17 protein-coding genes and 1 pseudogene are annotated in these 15,006 nt (G+C 45.5%); 2 read left to right on the forward strand and 16 right to left on the reverse strand.

Annotated elements, in window-relative coordinates; translation table 11 throughout:
- Nucleotide 1: 1 nt before the first annotated feature.
- The 12 genes from nikB to BK126_RS28705 form a co-directional block, all read right to left on the reverse strand.
- On the reverse strand, nt 2–940 hold the full coding sequence (nikB, locus tag BK126_RS04750) for a nickel ABC transporter permease (protein ID WP_076311520.1): 939 nt from the start codon (nt 938–940) through the stop codon (nt 2–4).
- 169 nt (nt 941–1,109) lie between these two features.
- The gene (locus BK126_RS04755; RefSeq protein ID WP_076311521.1) at nt 1,110–1,829 is read right to left on the reverse strand and encodes a HoxN/HupN/NixA family nickel/cobalt transporter; all 720 of its coding nucleotides are present in this window, start codon (nt 1,827–1,829) and stop codon (nt 1,110–1,112) included.
- Nucleotides 1,830–1,874: 45 nt separating this feature from the next.
- Nucleotides 1,875–2,576, reverse strand: a complete 702-nt coding sequence (gene urtE / locus BK126_RS04760) for an urea ABC transporter ATP-binding subunit UrtE (protein WP_076311522.1) — start codon at nt 2,574–2,576, stop codon at nt 1,875–1,877.
- The gene (gene urtD, locus BK126_RS04765; protein ID WP_076311523.1) at nt 2,554–3,339 is read right to left on the reverse strand and encodes an urea ABC transporter ATP-binding protein UrtD; all 786 of its coding nucleotides are present in this window, start codon (nt 3,337–3,339) and stop codon (nt 2,554–2,556) included. Before urtD ends, urtE begins: the two co-directional genes overlap by 23 nt.
- Nucleotides 3,332–4,396: an urea ABC transporter permease subunit UrtC gene (urtC, locus tag BK126_RS04770; protein WP_076311524.1), complete on the reverse strand. Its 1,065-nt coding sequence runs from the start codon at nt 4,394–4,396 to the stop codon at nt 3,332–3,334. Before urtC ends, urtD begins: the two co-directional genes overlap by 8 nt.
- Nucleotides 4,397–4,429: 33 nt before the next feature.
- Nucleotides 4,430–5,335 carry an urea ABC transporter permease subunit UrtB gene (gene urtB, locus BK126_RS04775; protein WP_076311525.1) on the reverse strand — a complete coding sequence of 302 codons (906 nt, stop codon included), beginning with the start codon at nt 5,333–5,335 and terminating at the stop codon, nt 4,430–4,432.
- A gap of 39 nt (nt 5,336–5,374) precedes the next feature.
- Entirely contained in the window at nt 5,375–5,971 is a 597-nt protein-coding gene (locus BK126_RS04780; protein ID WP_076311526.1) for a cysteine hydrolase family protein, read from the reverse strand.
- A 45-nt stretch (nt 5,972–6,016) separates the two neighbouring features.
- Nucleotides 6,017–7,258, reverse strand: coding sequence for an urea ABC transporter substrate-binding protein (urtA, locus tag BK126_RS04785; protein ID WP_076311527.1), 1,242 nt, complete (start codon nt 7,256–7,258; stop codon nt 6,017–6,019).
- Between the two features lie 16 nt (nt 7,259–7,274).
- Nucleotides 7,275–7,619: a nitrile hydratase accessory protein gene (locus BK126_RS04790; RefSeq protein ID WP_076311528.1), complete on the reverse strand. Its 345-nt coding sequence runs from the start codon at nt 7,617–7,619 to the stop codon at nt 7,275–7,277.
- 33 nt (nt 7,620–7,652) lie between these two features.
- Nucleotides 7,653–8,288 carry a nitrile hydratase subunit alpha gene (gene nthA / locus BK126_RS04795; RefSeq protein WP_256702698.1) on the reverse strand — a complete coding sequence of 212 codons (636 nt, stop codon included), beginning with the start codon at nt 8,286–8,288 and terminating at the stop codon, nt 7,653–7,655.
- Nucleotides 8,289–8,969 carry a nitrile hydratase subunit beta gene (gene nthB / locus BK126_RS04800; protein ID WP_076311530.1) on the reverse strand — a complete coding sequence of 227 codons (681 nt, stop codon included), beginning with the start codon at nt 8,967–8,969 and terminating at the stop codon, nt 8,289–8,291.
- A gap of 755 nt (nt 8,970–9,724) precedes the next feature.
- Nucleotides 9,725–10,159 carry a transposase gene (locus tag BK126_RS28705; protein WP_179085511.1) on the reverse strand — a complete coding sequence of 145 codons (435 nt, stop codon included), beginning with the start codon at nt 10,157–10,159 and terminating at the stop codon, nt 9,725–9,727.
- 118 nt (nt 10,160–10,277) lie between these two features.
- On the opposite strand from BK126_RS28705, the gene BK126_RS04810 reads away from it, so the two are divergent.
- Both BK126_RS04810 and BK126_RS04815 read left to right on the forward strand, forming a co-directional pair.
- Nucleotides 10,278–10,826 carry a MerR family transcriptional regulator gene (locus tag BK126_RS04810; RefSeq protein WP_076311531.1) on the forward strand — a complete coding sequence of 183 codons (549 nt, stop codon included), beginning with the start codon at nt 10,278–10,280 and terminating at the stop codon, nt 10,824–10,826.
- On the forward strand, nt 10,774–11,106 hold the full coding sequence (locus tag BK126_RS04815; RefSeq protein ID WP_143757672.1) for a hypothetical protein: 333 nt from the start codon (nt 10,774–10,776) through the stop codon (nt 11,104–11,106). The genes BK126_RS04810 and BK126_RS04815 overlap by 53 nt, the downstream gene beginning before the upstream one ends.
- A gap of 277 nt (nt 11,107–11,383) precedes the next feature.
- On the opposite strand, the gene BK126_RS04820 is transcribed toward BK126_RS04815, so the two are convergent.
- From BK126_RS04820 to BK126_RS04835, 4 genes and pseudogenes are all read right to left on the reverse strand, one after another.
- A complete protein-coding gene (locus BK126_RS04820) occupies nt 11,384–11,686 on the reverse strand; it encodes an ABC transporter permease family protein (RefSeq protein ID WP_143757673.1) in 303 nt (100 codons plus the stop codon).
- 522 nt (nt 11,687–12,208) lie between these two features.
- Nucleotides 12,209–13,337: pseudogene (locus BK126_RS29715) on the reverse strand (IS256 family transposase).
- Nucleotides 13,338–13,443: 106 nt separating this feature from the next.
- Nucleotides 13,444–14,457 (reverse strand): SLAC1 anion channel family protein, encoded by a 1,014-nt coding sequence (locus tag BK126_RS04830; RefSeq protein WP_076311534.1) that lies wholly within the window; start codon nt 14,455–14,457, stop codon nt 13,444–13,446.
- Between the two features lie 34 nt (nt 14,458–14,491).
- Nucleotides 14,492–14,761, reverse strand: a complete 270-nt coding sequence (locus BK126_RS04835; RefSeq protein ID WP_076311535.1) for a PucR family transcriptional regulator ligand-binding domain-containing protein — start codon at nt 14,759–14,761, stop codon at nt 14,492–14,494.
- Nucleotides 14,762–15,006 lie beyond the last annotated feature (245 nt).

Here is a 15,006-nt window from a genome sequence, read left to right on the forward strand (position 1 = left end):
TTTATACGTCCAGACCCAATCGGATGCGGGGATCCTGAATATGCGTCCAAATATCGACTACAAGATTAATCGTCACATAAATAAAGGTCATCCAAATGACGTAGCCTTGTATAAGCGGATAGTCCCGGGTGAAAATCGCTTCCACGGCCATTTTCCCGACCCCCGGCCATACGAATATACTTTCAACAATCGCTGCCCCGCCCAGCAGCCAGCCGGCAGACAGGCCCAGCAGCGTCACGATGGGAAGCATGGAATTGGGCAGAATATGTTTGAACATAATGGCGCTTTCCTTCACTCCTCTGGCCCTCGCACCTGTGATATAATTCTGCGAAAGCTCTTCCAGAATGATGACCCTGATTTGCCTGACATATTTGGAGATCATGGGCACAGCCAATGTGCATGCGGGTAAAATAATACTTTTGAAGCCCTTGCTGCCCATGACAGGCAGAAGCTGTAGCTTCACACCGAATATATACATCAGGAGGATTCCGAGCCAGAAATTCGGCATCGATATGCCTGCAAACGAAATGAAGCGGATCAGATAATCGGCAAAACGGTTTCTATAAAGTGCAGAACCAATCCCAAGCGGAAGAGAAATAAGGACAACCATAAGCATCGTAGTTCCCGTCAGCTTAAGGGTCGCCGGAAGCCGGGACACGATTGCATCCAGCACCGGCCGGTCGTATTTATAAGAGATGCCGAAATCTCCAACAAGCACATGTCCCAGCCATTTCCCGTAACGAAGCAGAAAGGGCTGATCCAGTCCCAGTTCATGGCGCACTTGGCTTACAAGCTCGTCGGACGGAGCCACTCCCGTCGACATCAGCATAAGCCGGGCAGGGTCTCCCGGGGACAGATAAGTTAGAAGGAAGGTAAGAAACGAAATGCCAAACAAAACAACAATTAGTTGGAGGAATCTTTTATAAACATAGATTTTCATTAACTATCAGACGCCCTTTCACGGATCCTTCCCCCCAAATCAAAAAAGCGTCATTATCCATAAAAGCTGGATAAGGACGCTTTAAACAGACATGATTTAACACCGTTTCCGCTGCCCGCTCCAATGACTCCAAGTTTTAGTTTTTTGGGGTGGTTCCCTGAAAAGTAACTCATACTTTGACAAGAATATAGATTCCTAATCCAATACTGTAGACTGCAGCAAGACTGCCAAATAAACGGTAAATCGATAAGCGAACTCTCGCCTTCATAAATCCGATTACCGCAAGCAAGGCAATTAAGGAGGTCGAAAAAATTAGTCCAAGAACAAAAGAAAGCACCACTGATCCACCCAACAATATCGTCCCCATCCCCGACGCTGTGCTGAGCAATAATATTTGAGTGGGCGTTTCCGCACCGAAACCGTGTATAACCCCGACGATGAAAGCGCCTGTTTTACCGACAATTTTTTCACCCGATGCTGCGTATTTTATATCCTTCTTCAGCAATTTTGCCGAAATTGCATATTTCAATCGGCGAAGCGCTTCGAACGCGATACTCCACTTGCTTTGAAGTACAAATCCGTTCCATCGTCGAATTAATGTAACACCCATCCAACTCCCCAATAAAATAAGAGTAGCGGCAACTGCTTTTTCCATAACGGAGTCCAGCCAACCTGGAACTTCCTTGCCTATTTGAACGGCGGCAAGACCGAGAACCAAGATTACGAAGCCGTGTCCAAACGAATACATCGTTGCCAGGAACATACCTTGTTTCGCTTTTGTTTCAAAACCGACCAGATCGGTTATCGCCGCAATATGATCCCAATCCACTCCATGACGAAAACCAAGAAGCAACGAAGAAAACATAACAAGCAAAATCTCAGTTGCCATCCCTGCTTACCTCCCGAAAATGATAGTATGGAGCGAAATAATAGATCATACTGTCAAATGTTTTCGTATCACCTGATCGTTTAATTCACTTATATCGCCCTCCGAAACAATAGTCCCTTTTTCCATAACATAGAAATAGTCGCCGATGTCTTTGACGAAATCCAGACTTTGTTCCACTAATAAAATCGCCATTTGGCCATCTCTTTTAATGGTACGGATAACTTCTCGGATATCTTCAACGATCGACGGTTGAATACCTTCCGTCGGTTCGTCAAGCAGCAACAACCGGGGCTTCGAGGCCAACGCCCGAGCAAATGCAAGTTGTTGCTGCTGTCCGCCACTCAAATCTCCGCCACGCCTCTCATACATTTCTTTCAAAACAGGGAAATTGATTACCGCTTCCGGCGGAATGGATGATGGCCTGGTTTTTTCCCGGCTCGCTTCCAAGCCCAGCAAGATATTATCGTAAACGCTAAGTTGGGGAAACACTTCGCGTCCTTGCGGCACATATCCGATTCCGCTGCGAGCCCGCTCGCTCGGCAATTTACGCGTTAGGTCAACTTCATTAAACCTGATGGAGCCCTTGGCCGTCTTTAACAAACCTATAATGCTTTTCATAAGGGTGGTTTTGCCGACGCCATTTCTTCCCAACAGACAGACTACTTGTCCGGGTTGGACACGAATCGAAACATTCCGCAAGATAATGCTTTCTCCGTACCCCGCCTCAACTTGTTGCACCGACAACATCCGTATCCCACCTTTTTCCGAGATATACTTCAGCAACCCGTTCATTGCTTTGTACGTCTTCCATCGTTCCTTCGCACAGCAGCTTCCCTTCATGCATAACCGTCACCTTGCTGGCAAAACTGCGCACGAATTCCATGTCGTGCTCGACGACAATGATCGTACGCTCGCCGGCGATCTTCTTGAGCAACTGGCCCGTTTTCTCCGTTTCATTATCCGTCATGCCCGCTACCGGTTCGTCGAGCAGCAAAATTTGCGGCTCCTGTATTAGCATCATGCCGATTTCCAACCACTGCTTTTCGCCGTGAGACAAGCTTCCGGCTCGCAAACGTCGTTTATCCCACAATCCGATCAAATCCAATTGGCCGTCGATGGTCGAACGCGTTTCCTTTGTCATGGCAGCGCGTATGGTAGCGAATACGCCGCGATTTTGTCGCATGGATATTTCCAAATTTTCTTCCACTGTCAAACTATGAAAAATCGAAGGTGTCTGGAATTTCCTTCCAATACCGAGTTCGGCGATCCGATGTTCTTTCAATCGGGAAATATCGGTCTTTCCGTTTAACAGCACTTTACCTGCAGACAGCTTCACTTTGCCACAAATGACGTCCAGCATCGTCGTTTTTCCTGCCCCGTTAGGTCCGATAAGAAAGCGCAGCTCTCCATGCTCCAAATGCAGGTTCATTTCTTGTAGCGCCTTAAATCCGTCAAATTCCACAGTTAATTTCTCGCAAGAAAGAATAACATCCGCCAACCTCTCACTCATGATCACCGATCCTCCTTTTGGCGATTTTTCCTCCCCATTGCTTCAACATCCCCACTACGCCTTCAGGCATGAATATCGTAACAGATACGAAAAGGATACCGAGGAAATACAGCCAAATATCGGGATAGCTTTCGCTGAACGCAGATTTGGCGGAATTCATAAGAATGGCTCCTAACACCGCCCCGATCAATGAGCTCCTGCTTCCGACGGCTACCCAAAGCACCATTTCGATAGAAGGGATAATGCCCATCATGGAAGGGGAAATGATCCCGACATGCAATACAAACAACATACCTGCCATTCCCGCCAATGCGGCAGAAAGAGAAAAGACGAACATTTGGTACTTGGCTGTATTATATCCAATGAATCGAGCGCGGTTCTCGCCGTCGCGGATGGCGCGCAGCACTTTGCCAAACCGGCTTTTTACTAAAACCAAGCATATCAAATATGATCCTATCAAGACGCCCGCGGTAACGTAATACAATCCTTTCCTTGTTTCGGGACTAGATAAGAAATGACCGAAAATCGTAGTATAGCCCGTTACGCCGTTAGTGCCCCCAGTGTACGCTTGCTGACCGATAAACAACGTTGTGGTAATGATGACTAGCGCCTGGGTCAAGATTGTAAAATAAACGCCGCGAATCCGATTGCGGAAAGTAAAAAAACCGAGGAAAAGAGCTAGTACCGCAGGCACCAGAACACCGAGGGCGACCGCAATGCCAAAATAGCGAAACGGTTGCCAGAACACAGGAAGACTCGTCAGACCGCTCCATTCCATAAAATCAGGAAGACTGCCGTCGCTGGCCTCCAGTTTTAAATACATGCCCATCGCATAAGCTCCGAGACTGAAAAATACACCGTGTCCGAGACTGAGAATGCCAGTATATCCCCAAGTGAGACTGAGACCAAGCGCTGCTATGGAAAAGGCCAAAAATTTAGCTAACAAATTCAACCGGAAATCGCTTAATCCGAGCGGTGCCACGAGGAGTATCACGAGAGCTGCCAAATATCCAATCGACGACCAAGTGCGGTTAAAGGCCCCTTTCCGATTCAGCATATATAAATCCACCTTTCATTAGTTGGTTGCCATTCAATCAATCGACCGTGTACGCATCGCAAATAGCCCTGTCGGCTTCCATTGAAGGAATGCCACAATACATACAAATACCAGCACTTTGCCAAGAGAGGCGGTTGTCCACCATTCGAACAGTGTGTTGAAAACGCCAATGCCCAGTGCTCCGGAAACCGTACCGACCAGTTTCCCGACGCCGCCGAGAACGACGACCATAAACGCGTCAACGATGTAATTTGTCCCAATCGTCGGCCCGACCGGGCCTACAAGCGTTAAGGCGCATCCGGCAATTCCGGCGATGCCGGAGCCGATGGCGAACGTCATCGCATCGACGCGGCGTGTCGACACGCCCAGACATGCGGCCATGTCGCGATTTTGCATAACCGCCCGCATGCGCCGACCCGCATGGCTGTGGTAAATGTAAACATACATTCCTGCAAGACATACAATAACCAGTACGATAATAAATAGCCTTTTATATGGAAACGTTACGCCTTCCATCAGATTCCAGCCGCCGTTCAGCCATTCGGGGCTTATTATCGCGAGGTTCGGGGCACCAAAAATCGAACGAGCCAGTTGCTGCAAGAAGATGCCGACACCCCAAGTGGCAAGCAGACTGTCCAAAGGCCGCCCGTACAAGTATCGGATAAGAGTTACCTCCAGCAAATATCCGAACAAACACGTAATCAGGAAACTGACTGGAATTGCCATTGCAAAATACCAGCCGAACGCGGCTTTAGGCATCAGCGAGCTGAACATTTCCTGCATTATATAGGTCGAATAAGACCCGATCATTATAAACTCCCCATGCGCCATGTTAATGATCTTCATCAATCCGAAAGTGATTGACAGACCAAGCGCAATCAGGAGCAGAATCGAACTGACGCTCAGACTGTTGAACAGTTGCAACAAGAATACGTCCATGATGAACCTCTTTTCTGAACCGTTTGTATTGTAAACCATTTACGCTTGAGACTTGTTTGCATGCAGCCAGCGAACTACTTCCTCAGAATTGACTTCAGACGATGATTGCAAATACCGGATCGCAGCGATGGAAGCCCAATGGGCCTCCATACTCGAACCGCCGGCTGCGTCGGAAATAATTTTTACGAAATAGTCATGTTGATGTGCGTCTGCAGCCGTATAATGCACACATACGTCCGTAAGAAATCCGGCAATGATCAACGAATTGATTTTGAGCCCTCTTAGCAAAATATCCAAATCTGTGCCAAAAAAACTGCTGTATCTCCTTTTTTGAATCAAAAATTCGCCATCAATCGGTTTCAACGGATCTACAATTTCAATTTCATTCGTGTTCTCCAAACAATGGATCGGTTCGTTGCCGTCAAGTTCCCGGCCGAAGTCAACTATCTGCTTCCGGTGTATCTCCTGGGTATGAATGATCGCAATACCTGTAGAGCGAGCGGCGTTCAGCACAGTGTGAATATTCTTGACCACCTGCTCGCCGCCATTTACAAGCGGCGACCTGCCATTTATCGCTTCCAGGAACCCCTGTTGCGCGTCAATAATCAAAAGAGCTACATTTCCTTTAACATCCATTTTTTATATTCCTTCCTTTTTAAAACGAAATATTCCTGATATATCTTATTTTGCGTGATATTTGGTAGCCCAGTCATAACTCTGCAAATAGGGGTCCGGTTTTACAGGTTCGTCAGACGACCAGATTTCCTCAAATTGGCCTTCACTCTTAATTTTGCCAATTCTAGCAGTCTTGTAAATGTGCTGATTGTCGCCGTCGATTTTGACCTTGCCGCCCGGAGCGTCAAACTCGATACCCTTGGCCGCATTGCGCACGGCGTTTACGTCCGTCGTTCCAGCCTTTTCGACAGCTTTGGCCCACAAATATACAGCGGTATATCCTGCTTCGATCGGATCAGAAGTCGTTCGATTGCTGCCATAACGTTGCTGGTAATTTCCGATGAATTTTTTATTCTCAGGCGTATCGATAGATTGGAAGTAATTCCAGGCAGCCAAATGCCCGGCCATGTACTGGGGCCCTATGCTGCGGATTTCCTCTTCTCCGACGCTGACCGAAAGAATCGTCGTTACATCCGGAGTCACGCCTGCGTCCTTCAATTGCTTAAACAAAGCGACATTGCTGTCTCCATTCACCGTATTGAAAATAAAATCCGGTTTGAGATCCTTGATCTTGCTAATGATTGTGCTATATTCCGTATGCCCGTAAGGCGTATACTCTTCACCTAGCAGCTCCGCTCCCTCAGCTTTCAGCTGTTCTTTCACAATGCCGTTGGCTGTTCGCGCAAACACGTTGTCCGAGCCTAGCAGGTAGGCTCTCTTGCCTTTATTTTTCAGTAGCCAGTCGATTGCGGGAACGATTTGCTGGTCAGCTGTCGCTCCTATATAAAATACGTTGGGCGATTTTTCCAAACCTTCATATTGAACCGGATACCAAAGCAGTCCATTTTGAGCCTGCAGTACGGGCAGCATCGCCTTGCGCGCGGGCGATATCCAGGCGCCGAATATGGTAGCTACCTTATCGGATGCCAGCAGCTTCTGCGTCTTCTCGGCGAATACGGAAGGATCGGACGCTCCGTCTTCCAATTTCGGCTCAATTTGTTTGCCGAGAACTCCACCGGCTTTGTTGATTTCATCGATCGCCATTAGAATGGCATCTTTAACCGGCACTTCACTGGCAGCCATGGTACCGCTTAATGAATTCAGAATGCCGACCTTGATCGTATCGCCGGTCGGTTTCGCAGCGTTATTGTTTACTTTTGTAGACAGACTGGAACTTCCGGAGGAACACGCGCTCACCGTAAGAATAATTGCAACCATCAAAGCTACAAAACAACTCATTTTTCTCATTTCTCAAACCCCCATTTTATCCGTGTTGGTTAATATAATCAGCCGCCAAAGTTTGAATTCGGCTCTGAATCTCATCTTCTTTCAGCAGCTTTCGTTCTACGAGCGTCCGCTCAAAGGCGTTGAGCCAGTGCAAATAGTAGTCTTCCGAAATGTCAGCAGCCCCGGATTTGCACTCCGCTGCACCGATTTCAGCGATTAGAAGCTCGTTAAACCATTTCCATTTTATTGTTTCCTCTTTCGCCATAATCGTCGCCATGGCGAATACCCTACCCTCCCAAGGAGCCCGAAACACCTGATCTTCACTATCCATCGGGATTTGAGAAACCTCTTTGTTCACGCCGTATTGTCCGAAATCATTCAAGTTTATCACTCCCGTCAATTATGCGTATTGTATTTAAGCCAATAGCTTGGATACTCCAATCATAGAATCGCGCGTAATCAATGCCGCCAATTGCTCTTCGGACCAATTCTCCGTTCCGGCAGGACGTTCGGGAAGAATCAAATACCGTATTTCAGCGGTGCTGTCCACTACGCGTATTTCCACGGAATTGTCCAGTTCCAATCCGAATTCCTGTAGTACTTCTCTTGGATCTTTAACCATCCGAGAGCGGTAAGCCGTACTTTTATACCAAACTGGCGGCAAGCCAAGAACAGCCCAAGGATAGCATGAGCACAACGTGCATACGACAACGTGGTGAATTTCGGGAGTATTTTCCAGCACCACGATGCACTCCCCATGCAGCCCTTTAATTCCCAATTCGGAAATCGCTTCTGTACCGTTTTCCAGCAATCGTTTTTTATACTCGGGGTCCACCCAAGCTTTGGACACGACTTTGGCGCCTATCATTGGCCCGATCTTGTGCTTATAAGTGTCGACAACAGTATCAAGCGCATCTGAAGCGAGCAATCCCTTTTCGATCAACAGCGCCTCCAGCGCTTTAGTGCGGAGTTCTACTTCGCTCGGCGGTTTACGGTGAATATGGCCTGGTACATGTTTCGCATTCATGTTGGTCGCCCTCCTCAAATTCATTCAAATTTTTTCGAAATAGTCTTCCCACAACTCAATATAGAGCGTGTCCTGCGCAGGAGCCTCCTCTCCCCATAAATCCTGGGCCTCAAAAGCAACCAAATAGACTCCGCTTCGTTTCGGCGCAACTCCGTGCGTTGTATTGGAATCCGGCAGTACGAAAGTTCCGAAGTATCGATCAACCGTTCCGATTTTGTCGCGGACATAGCGAGGAACTCGCGTATGTCCTTTGGGATGCATATTCTTCACCTTGACTTTATCGCCCGGACAATGCCTCATTTCAGCATAATCCTGTTGGTATGTTGAATTTCCCCGATAGATGAGATCAACGGAACGGCGAGTGAGATCCTGGTCAAGGCGCTCAAGAGCTCCTGCAGTTTCGGAACGTTCCAATGCCGCTATCTTCTCAAGATACTCTTCCCGGTTTATATAACCTTTCTCAACCATCAAGACCTCCATTGCAAGAAGCCAATGCTCGTAGTAGCTGGAGTCCAGATAATACACCGGTTCCATGTGCTCAATGTGGTAACGAAATTCGTCAAGGTTGTAGCAATCTTGTCCCAAAAGCACCATGTACATAGCGAACACTTTTTCTTCCCAATTCTCAATGAAAACCGGCTCCTCCCGTACATAAGGGATTGGCCCAAAGCCGTCGACACCGCCCAAATCGTGTACACTATTCAACTGTCCTACTACCTCCTTTCATAAACCCCAATGCATTCATGCTAATCTCGCCAAAACCGAATGGGACAAGGTCTGTTCAACGCTTAACTGTTACAAGATTTGTTATGTTACCTCACCTCAATTTCTTTAATTGATATGATAATAAACCTTTTTGCTACACAAGAGTCAACAACATGGTATAATATTTAACATAGATCACTAGCGTTGCATAAAACGTCGGAAATCAAAAAAAAAGAATATTCAGAAAACTTTTTATTCAGGTGAAATGAAAAAGAGCGGACAGCCCTTAAAGGTAGTGTATCCATTTGGTTGATTTATATAATTCTGTTCACTTTTTCAAATATGTCGTCCTTATCTGTCAGGCTTCGGTTCGTTTCCGTTTTCGTCCTCTTGACGGTCGACTAGGCTTTTTCTTGTGCTGCATCACCCACTGACCAAACGGTTGCCATAAGAGCTTCGTCAGCCAGCACGTGAGCTGCAACAAGCTGTGTTTGACCTTCGTTTCCAGCTTAACCAGCACGAGCGAGCAGCATGCAATAAGGGCGATCCAGATCTGATTGTGTACGGCGTGGTGCTCGTACCGTAGAGATGCTTGATCTGCAAATACTGCTTCATCCACTTGAAAAAGGTCTCGATCGCCTAGCGGCTGCGGTACATCTCACTGATTTCTTCACAAGTCAGGTCGAATCGGTTCGTCACCAGAAAGAGCAGATTGCCTTGTGAATCTTCCGTCTGAATCATCCGCAAGGTAAGCTTCATTTTCTTCTGCTCGGAGCGTTTCGGACGAGGACATCAGCGGCAACAGGGCTGTTTTCCGGGATATCCAGCTCCTGCAGAGGCTCGATGTGCGTATTGCTTTTCAGACGTGTCACGAAGAAAATACCATCCAGGTAATAGCGATCAAATACGGAATAGTCGATGTAGCCGCGATCAAAGACATACGTCACGCCCGGTTCATGGACGAGTTTGTTCATCTGGGTACGGTCATTTTTCTTGGCCACGGTTATCGTCGCCTTCTCCGGAATGGCCTCTTGTTCGCCGAGAAAGGCCAGACGCAAATGTACTTTGATGCCTGCCTTCGTCTTGCAGAACTCGGCCCACTTGAATTTCTTTAGACACAATGTGACCGTTGTCGAGTCGATGATTTTGATCTTGCTACGATGAGCTTGGGAGCCTTGACGCGATAACACCCGTTTGGCCAAATGCTCGAATATGTGTCGCAGCAGTTCGGGATCAACCTGCTTGTGTTTGCGGCTGAGTTGATATCAATTCTATTTGGAAAAATAGTATTACAAGGGATGTAGTGGTATGAGAGAAAAACTCACAATTGGGGAAATGGCTAATCTGCGGCAAATGACTACGGAGACTCTTCGTCACTATGATCGTGTCGGTCTATTCAAACCGAACTATATTGACGCCAAGACCGGCTATCGATATTACTCGATTCACCAATTTGAAGTTTTAGGAACGATTAAAGAACTCCGTCAACTTGATATGAGCATTGAAGAAATCAAAAACTACTTTGAAAAACGAAATGCCAGAAATTCACTCCAGATTTTGGAGAAGAAGCACCAAGAGCTGAAGGATAAACTGCGCGAGTTGCATGATATCAAATCAGGGCTCGGCGAGAAAGTTGCATTTCTTAAGAAGTTGACCTCAATGAAATCCAAGGATGATATTGAGGTCCTTTACTTTCCAGAAAGAAAACTGCTAACCAGCCAACAGACAGTAAGCAATGCAATCGAATGGGGCTATGCTGTCATCGAGTTGGAAAATATGCTTACGTTTGAGCGGGCCCCCCATTGTGGCAACCAACAGGCTGGGTGCTCTAATTCAACAGGAAGATTTGATTCGTAAGCGGTTCGATGCGCCTGCAATCGTTTTTTCGATTGCCAAAAAGGGAGTTAAGATATCGCAAAACAGTTTGGTAACGATTTCAGAAGGAAGATTTGTTTATTGCCGATATCATGGGGATGTATGGAACCGTAGCGCGTATTTGAATAAGATGCTGCGCTTTATTGATGTGAACGGATTTGTGATCAGCGGATTCACCCTGCAAATATCACAAGTGGATCTGTCCATAACATCCGACCCAAATGAAGAAATGTGGGAGTTTCAGATTCCAATATTTGTTTAGATGAAACATACAGGGAAACAAACACTTGACCTTTATACTTAGTATCAGTAGCTTTGCATTAAAACTACTCAAAGAAGTCAAGTCCATGGTACGAAGGAGTTTTTGGATAATGTCACTTTTTTGAACCAGCTCATGATTTGACCCCCACCTGCTTTAAGGACCGCCCACGAAGGCGGTCCTGTCTTTGTTCGTCATTATATTACATTATAGGGATTTATAATAATCGTCCACATCTTTGCGCGGAATTATCCTTTGACCGCGTCGATCGCGATCCCCTTCACGAAATACTTCTAGAAGGATACGCGACAAGGATCAGAAGGATTCCCACGAACGCGATCGCCATACGTACGGTTTCGCTTGGAAGCTCCATCGCGTTGGAACTGGCTCCGTACACGCTGCTCGAAGTTTTGATCACTTCGATCTTCTGCATCATCTGATTTAACAGGTTTTGAATGCTGTATAACTGAGGATCCGTCAAATAGATGAGGCCGTTGTTCCAATCGTTCCAGTATGCAATCCCGCTAAACAAGCCGATGGTGGCCATATGATCACGAGCCCGAACATCGGCAATATTGATCACTAAATAGATTAAGCCCGGTAGCACTATTAAAAAAATGGGTAGGTAAGGTTTGAATTGATTGCTTTTGGTTTTCTTGATGGGTAATGGTCCCGTCGATAACCTAAAAATAGCTTGCTTGGTTTCCATCATTCTGCTCCTTCCGTTTGACTGAGATATTTCAGTTAATCTGTTCTTTTATCTTAATGAAACGGCTGTCGTGCCACCACCGAGCTTTCGACCTTCCAACAACATAATTTCGACTCATTTCTTCGTAGGGATTGCTGATGGGATAAAAAAAGCCCGAGCCGTAAGGCATCGGGTAGTAAGTCATTGGCTTGGTCTCTTAACTCACTCTATGGAGAATTATTTTACTCTTAAATGCTCACGTTTTCTTAAGATTTTGACCAAATTACTTCTTCGCAAAATACAAGGGTCAAGTCCATATTTATGAGTAAATTCTCATCCGCGTTATCTGAAATGATGCTAACGAGTTTTACACTATTCGTGGTATGCAGACATATCCATGAATTTGCGGTTAGACTCCTAGTGTGCTTCAATCTCTATCAGCACAGAGCCGATCATGTGCACAAAGGCTTCACGGTTCGGGAAGATACGAATGACGCGCTAATGTCGACGAATCTCGCCGTTCACACGTTCAATACCGTTGGAAGTGCGTAGTCGGACACGGTACTCCTCTGGATAGACAAGTATAGCTGTAGCATCGTCAAAGCCATTTTCGCGCGTATCCATCGCCTTTGGAGCTTTGTCCTGAAAAGCATCTAATGTGTCCTTCAAGCATTTTCTGGCGATGTCTACGTTCGGTGCTTCAAAGACGGAGCGAACCATACCTTTAACGCTCGCCTGCAGTGACTTCGGTGCAGCATCCAGTATATTTCGAATAAAATGCGTCTGGCACCGTTGCCATGTTACACCTTGAAAGTGTTGACGAATCACCTTGACCAAACCACCATGCGTGTCACTCTTGATACAATCGACGCCATGCAGGCCACGCTCCTTTAACTGGTTAAAAAAAGCTCCCCAGCTTGCTTCTAATTCCGTATCGCCTACCGCAAGCCCAAGGATCTCCCGATTGCCGTCTGTGTTCACACCATAGCCAATAAAGACACCTAGAACGTATACGGCCATCTTCGCGGACTTTCACATACATGGCATCTACCGTAACAAATGGGTAAGCAACTTCGGGCAGAGAGCGATTATTCCACCCCTGAACGATCGGATCGAGTTGTTTGCATAAATCACTAACCGTCGATTTGGAAAACTCCCTTCCGCAGAGTTCTTCCGTGACACGGGCTACTTTACGGGTAGAGACCCCATTGATCACAAGTTCCATCAGTGTGAGCACAAGTGCCTGTTCACTACGCTGGTAACATTTGAAGAGTTCTGTCGAAAACTTGCCATCCCTGAATCTTGGGATTTGTAAAGTGATACTGCCTACACGCGTCGTTAGGCCCCGAGAGTAGCTCCCATTCCTTTGTCCTTGCCTTTCGGGTGTGCGCTCATATTCCGAAGCAACTAATTGTTCAGTCGCTTGTGCCTTCAACACTTGGTTCAAGACGGTCTCGAGAAAAGCAGCTACTCCTGCGTCACGAGATTCTCCGATAAACAATTGGTTTAATAATTGGTGATCTAGTGCAACCTGATATTGAGCCACGAATAAATACTCTCCTCTGGAATGGTCTGGATAACTTTTTCCAGATGAGTATTTGCTTCATGGCTTACTTTTTATGAAGTTCATCATTTTACACAATTATATGGACTCAGCTCGGTTTCAAGAGTTTTCCCTTATACAGGAATACTAATGTTTTAATGAAGATAAAAGTAATGACAATTGTTAAAAAAACAAGAATAAGGGCAGCTATTGTTTTTAATGGCCAACCTCCGTAATAATCAGCATATTTAAGGGCCGCATTACTAAGTGCTGCCATTGGAAAACTTACTGCCCACCAGGCAACACTGAAAGGAAGCCTTTTTCTAAAAATTTGACCAGCTAAGATAATGAAAATGAACAATCCAAAATAAAATAAAATTGAAGCTACAAAATCAATATGACCGATAATTTCTGTATAGCTCAAGAACCCAACCGCAAAAGGCGCTACTAGAATCATCTTTGTAGGAGTAAGTCGTTCAGACATGGGATCGAAGTGTATTAGTCGAGAAAATATTATGGTTAAGAAAAACAAAGCAAGCACTGATCCAATTGCAAAAGTAAACAGATTGATCTCACGACCCCAAGTAAAAGGCATTGATCCTCCAGCTATAGCTACATCTAATGTTCCCACTCCTGGAATTAACCAACTGGGGGTAGCATGCATCTGATCCTGTTTCCTTATCATCAGACGTTGTACAATGATATAAGCCATAGTAATTGTCGAGAGAGAACCACCAATCCAAAGTGTATATGAAAGGAACTTACTGATTGGTTCAAGCACGATGGAAAGTAGTAAGAATGCAATGGTAATGGTCCCAAAGAAGTTTCCAGTGATCGGATGATTAAATTCCTCTGACACTTTATCAGTAAATCTATATAGTTTAATAATATATAAAATTGAAAGTGTTATAAAAATAATAGCAGAGATTATTCCAATTATTTCACCGATTATCGCAGGTGTACCGAAAACCTTACTGGCTAACTTCCAAGCCAAAGATAACCCTGCAATTCCCATAACGGATCCAAATAAATTTACAGGCAAGTACTCAACAGCGTTGCTCCATCTTTTCACCACTTTTTCATTCGTAATAATATCATCAATCCCCTTCGTTACAGTGTTCATTTTAACTATATCTTTTGATTCAGACTTCCCAATCTTATAGTTCTTTGACCATGTTCATAAACGTATTTTCTATTAATGGAAATTGCAATCGATCCGCTTCATCAATCAATTCTTGTGGAATTTGTGACCAGAAACGCCCTAATTTAATCCCCAAGCCGGATGATTTTCTTTCACAAAGTTTTTGCAATAATTCAATCGCTTTTCCTGGACAATCTTTTATGAGAAATGCGGTAGTGAACAACATCTCGCCAGGTCTAATCCAATCTGCGATATCCGGGCAATCCATCATAGTAATAGATCTCAAAATACGTGCCCCTCCCTCTACCGGTTATTAACTTGCCTTCTGAAAAAGGGTAAATTGTTAGTGCCTCAGCGACAGTAAGTTGCATCAAGGATAAATCCGACACAACGTATCCCCCTTATACTGATTTTTTGCAATACTTCGAGCGATTAAAGGCATCCCATATGCTTTGCATATCCTGTTATAATATGGAATGCACCAAAATATTTAATTACTTGAGTGTTGTGAAAAATATCGCTGTCGACTAA

Source organism: Paenibacillus sp. FSL H7-0326 (assembly GCF_001955535.1).
Classification (GTDB): Bacteria; Bacillota; Bacilli; order Paenibacillales; family Paenibacillaceae; genus Paenibacillus; species Paenibacillus shunpengii.

Bases quoted from the DNA above. Each gene is read 5' to 3' on its own strand.
- nikB (WP_076311520.1), bottom strand. From the start codon at position 940: ATGAAAATCTATGTTTATAAAAGATTCCTCCAACTAATTGTTGTTTTG.
- urtD (WP_076311523.1), bottom strand. From the start codon at position 3,339: ATGAGTGAGAGGTTGGCGGATGTTATTCTTTCTTGCGAGAAATTAACT.
- BK126_RS04830 (WP_076311534.1), bottom strand. From the start codon at position 14,457: ATGAACACTGTAACGAAGGGGATTGATGATATTATTACGAATGAAAAA.
- BK126_RS04810 (WP_076311531.1), top strand. From the start codon at position 10,278: ATGAGAGAAAAACTCACAATTGGGGAAATGGCTAATCTGCGGCAAATG.
- BK126_RS04780 (WP_076311526.1), bottom strand. From the start codon at position 5,971: ATGGATGTTAAAGGAAATGTAGCTCTTTTGATTATTGACGCGCAACAG.
- urtC (WP_076311524.1), bottom strand. From the start codon at position 4,396: ATGCTGAATCGGAAAGGGGCCTTTAACCGCACTTGGTCGTCGATTGGA.
- urtE (WP_076311522.1), bottom strand. From the start codon at position 2,576: ATGTTGTCGGTGCAACAAGTTGAGGCGGGGTACGGAGAAAGCATTATC.
- nthA (WP_256702698.1), bottom strand. From the start codon at position 8,288: ATGAATTTGAGGAGGGCGACCAACATGAATGCGAAACATGTACCAGGC.
- BK126_RS04755 (WP_076311521.1), bottom strand. From the start codon at position 1,829: ATGGCAACTGAGATTTTGCTTGTTATGTTTTCTTCGTTGCTTCTTGGT.
- urtA (WP_076311527.1), bottom strand. From the start codon at position 7,258: ATGAGAAAAATGAGTTGTTTTGTAGCTTTGATGGTTGCAATTATTCTT.
- urtB (WP_076311525.1), bottom strand. From the start codon at position 5,335: ATGGACGTATTCTTGTTGCAACTGTTCAACAGTCTGAGCGTCAGTTCG.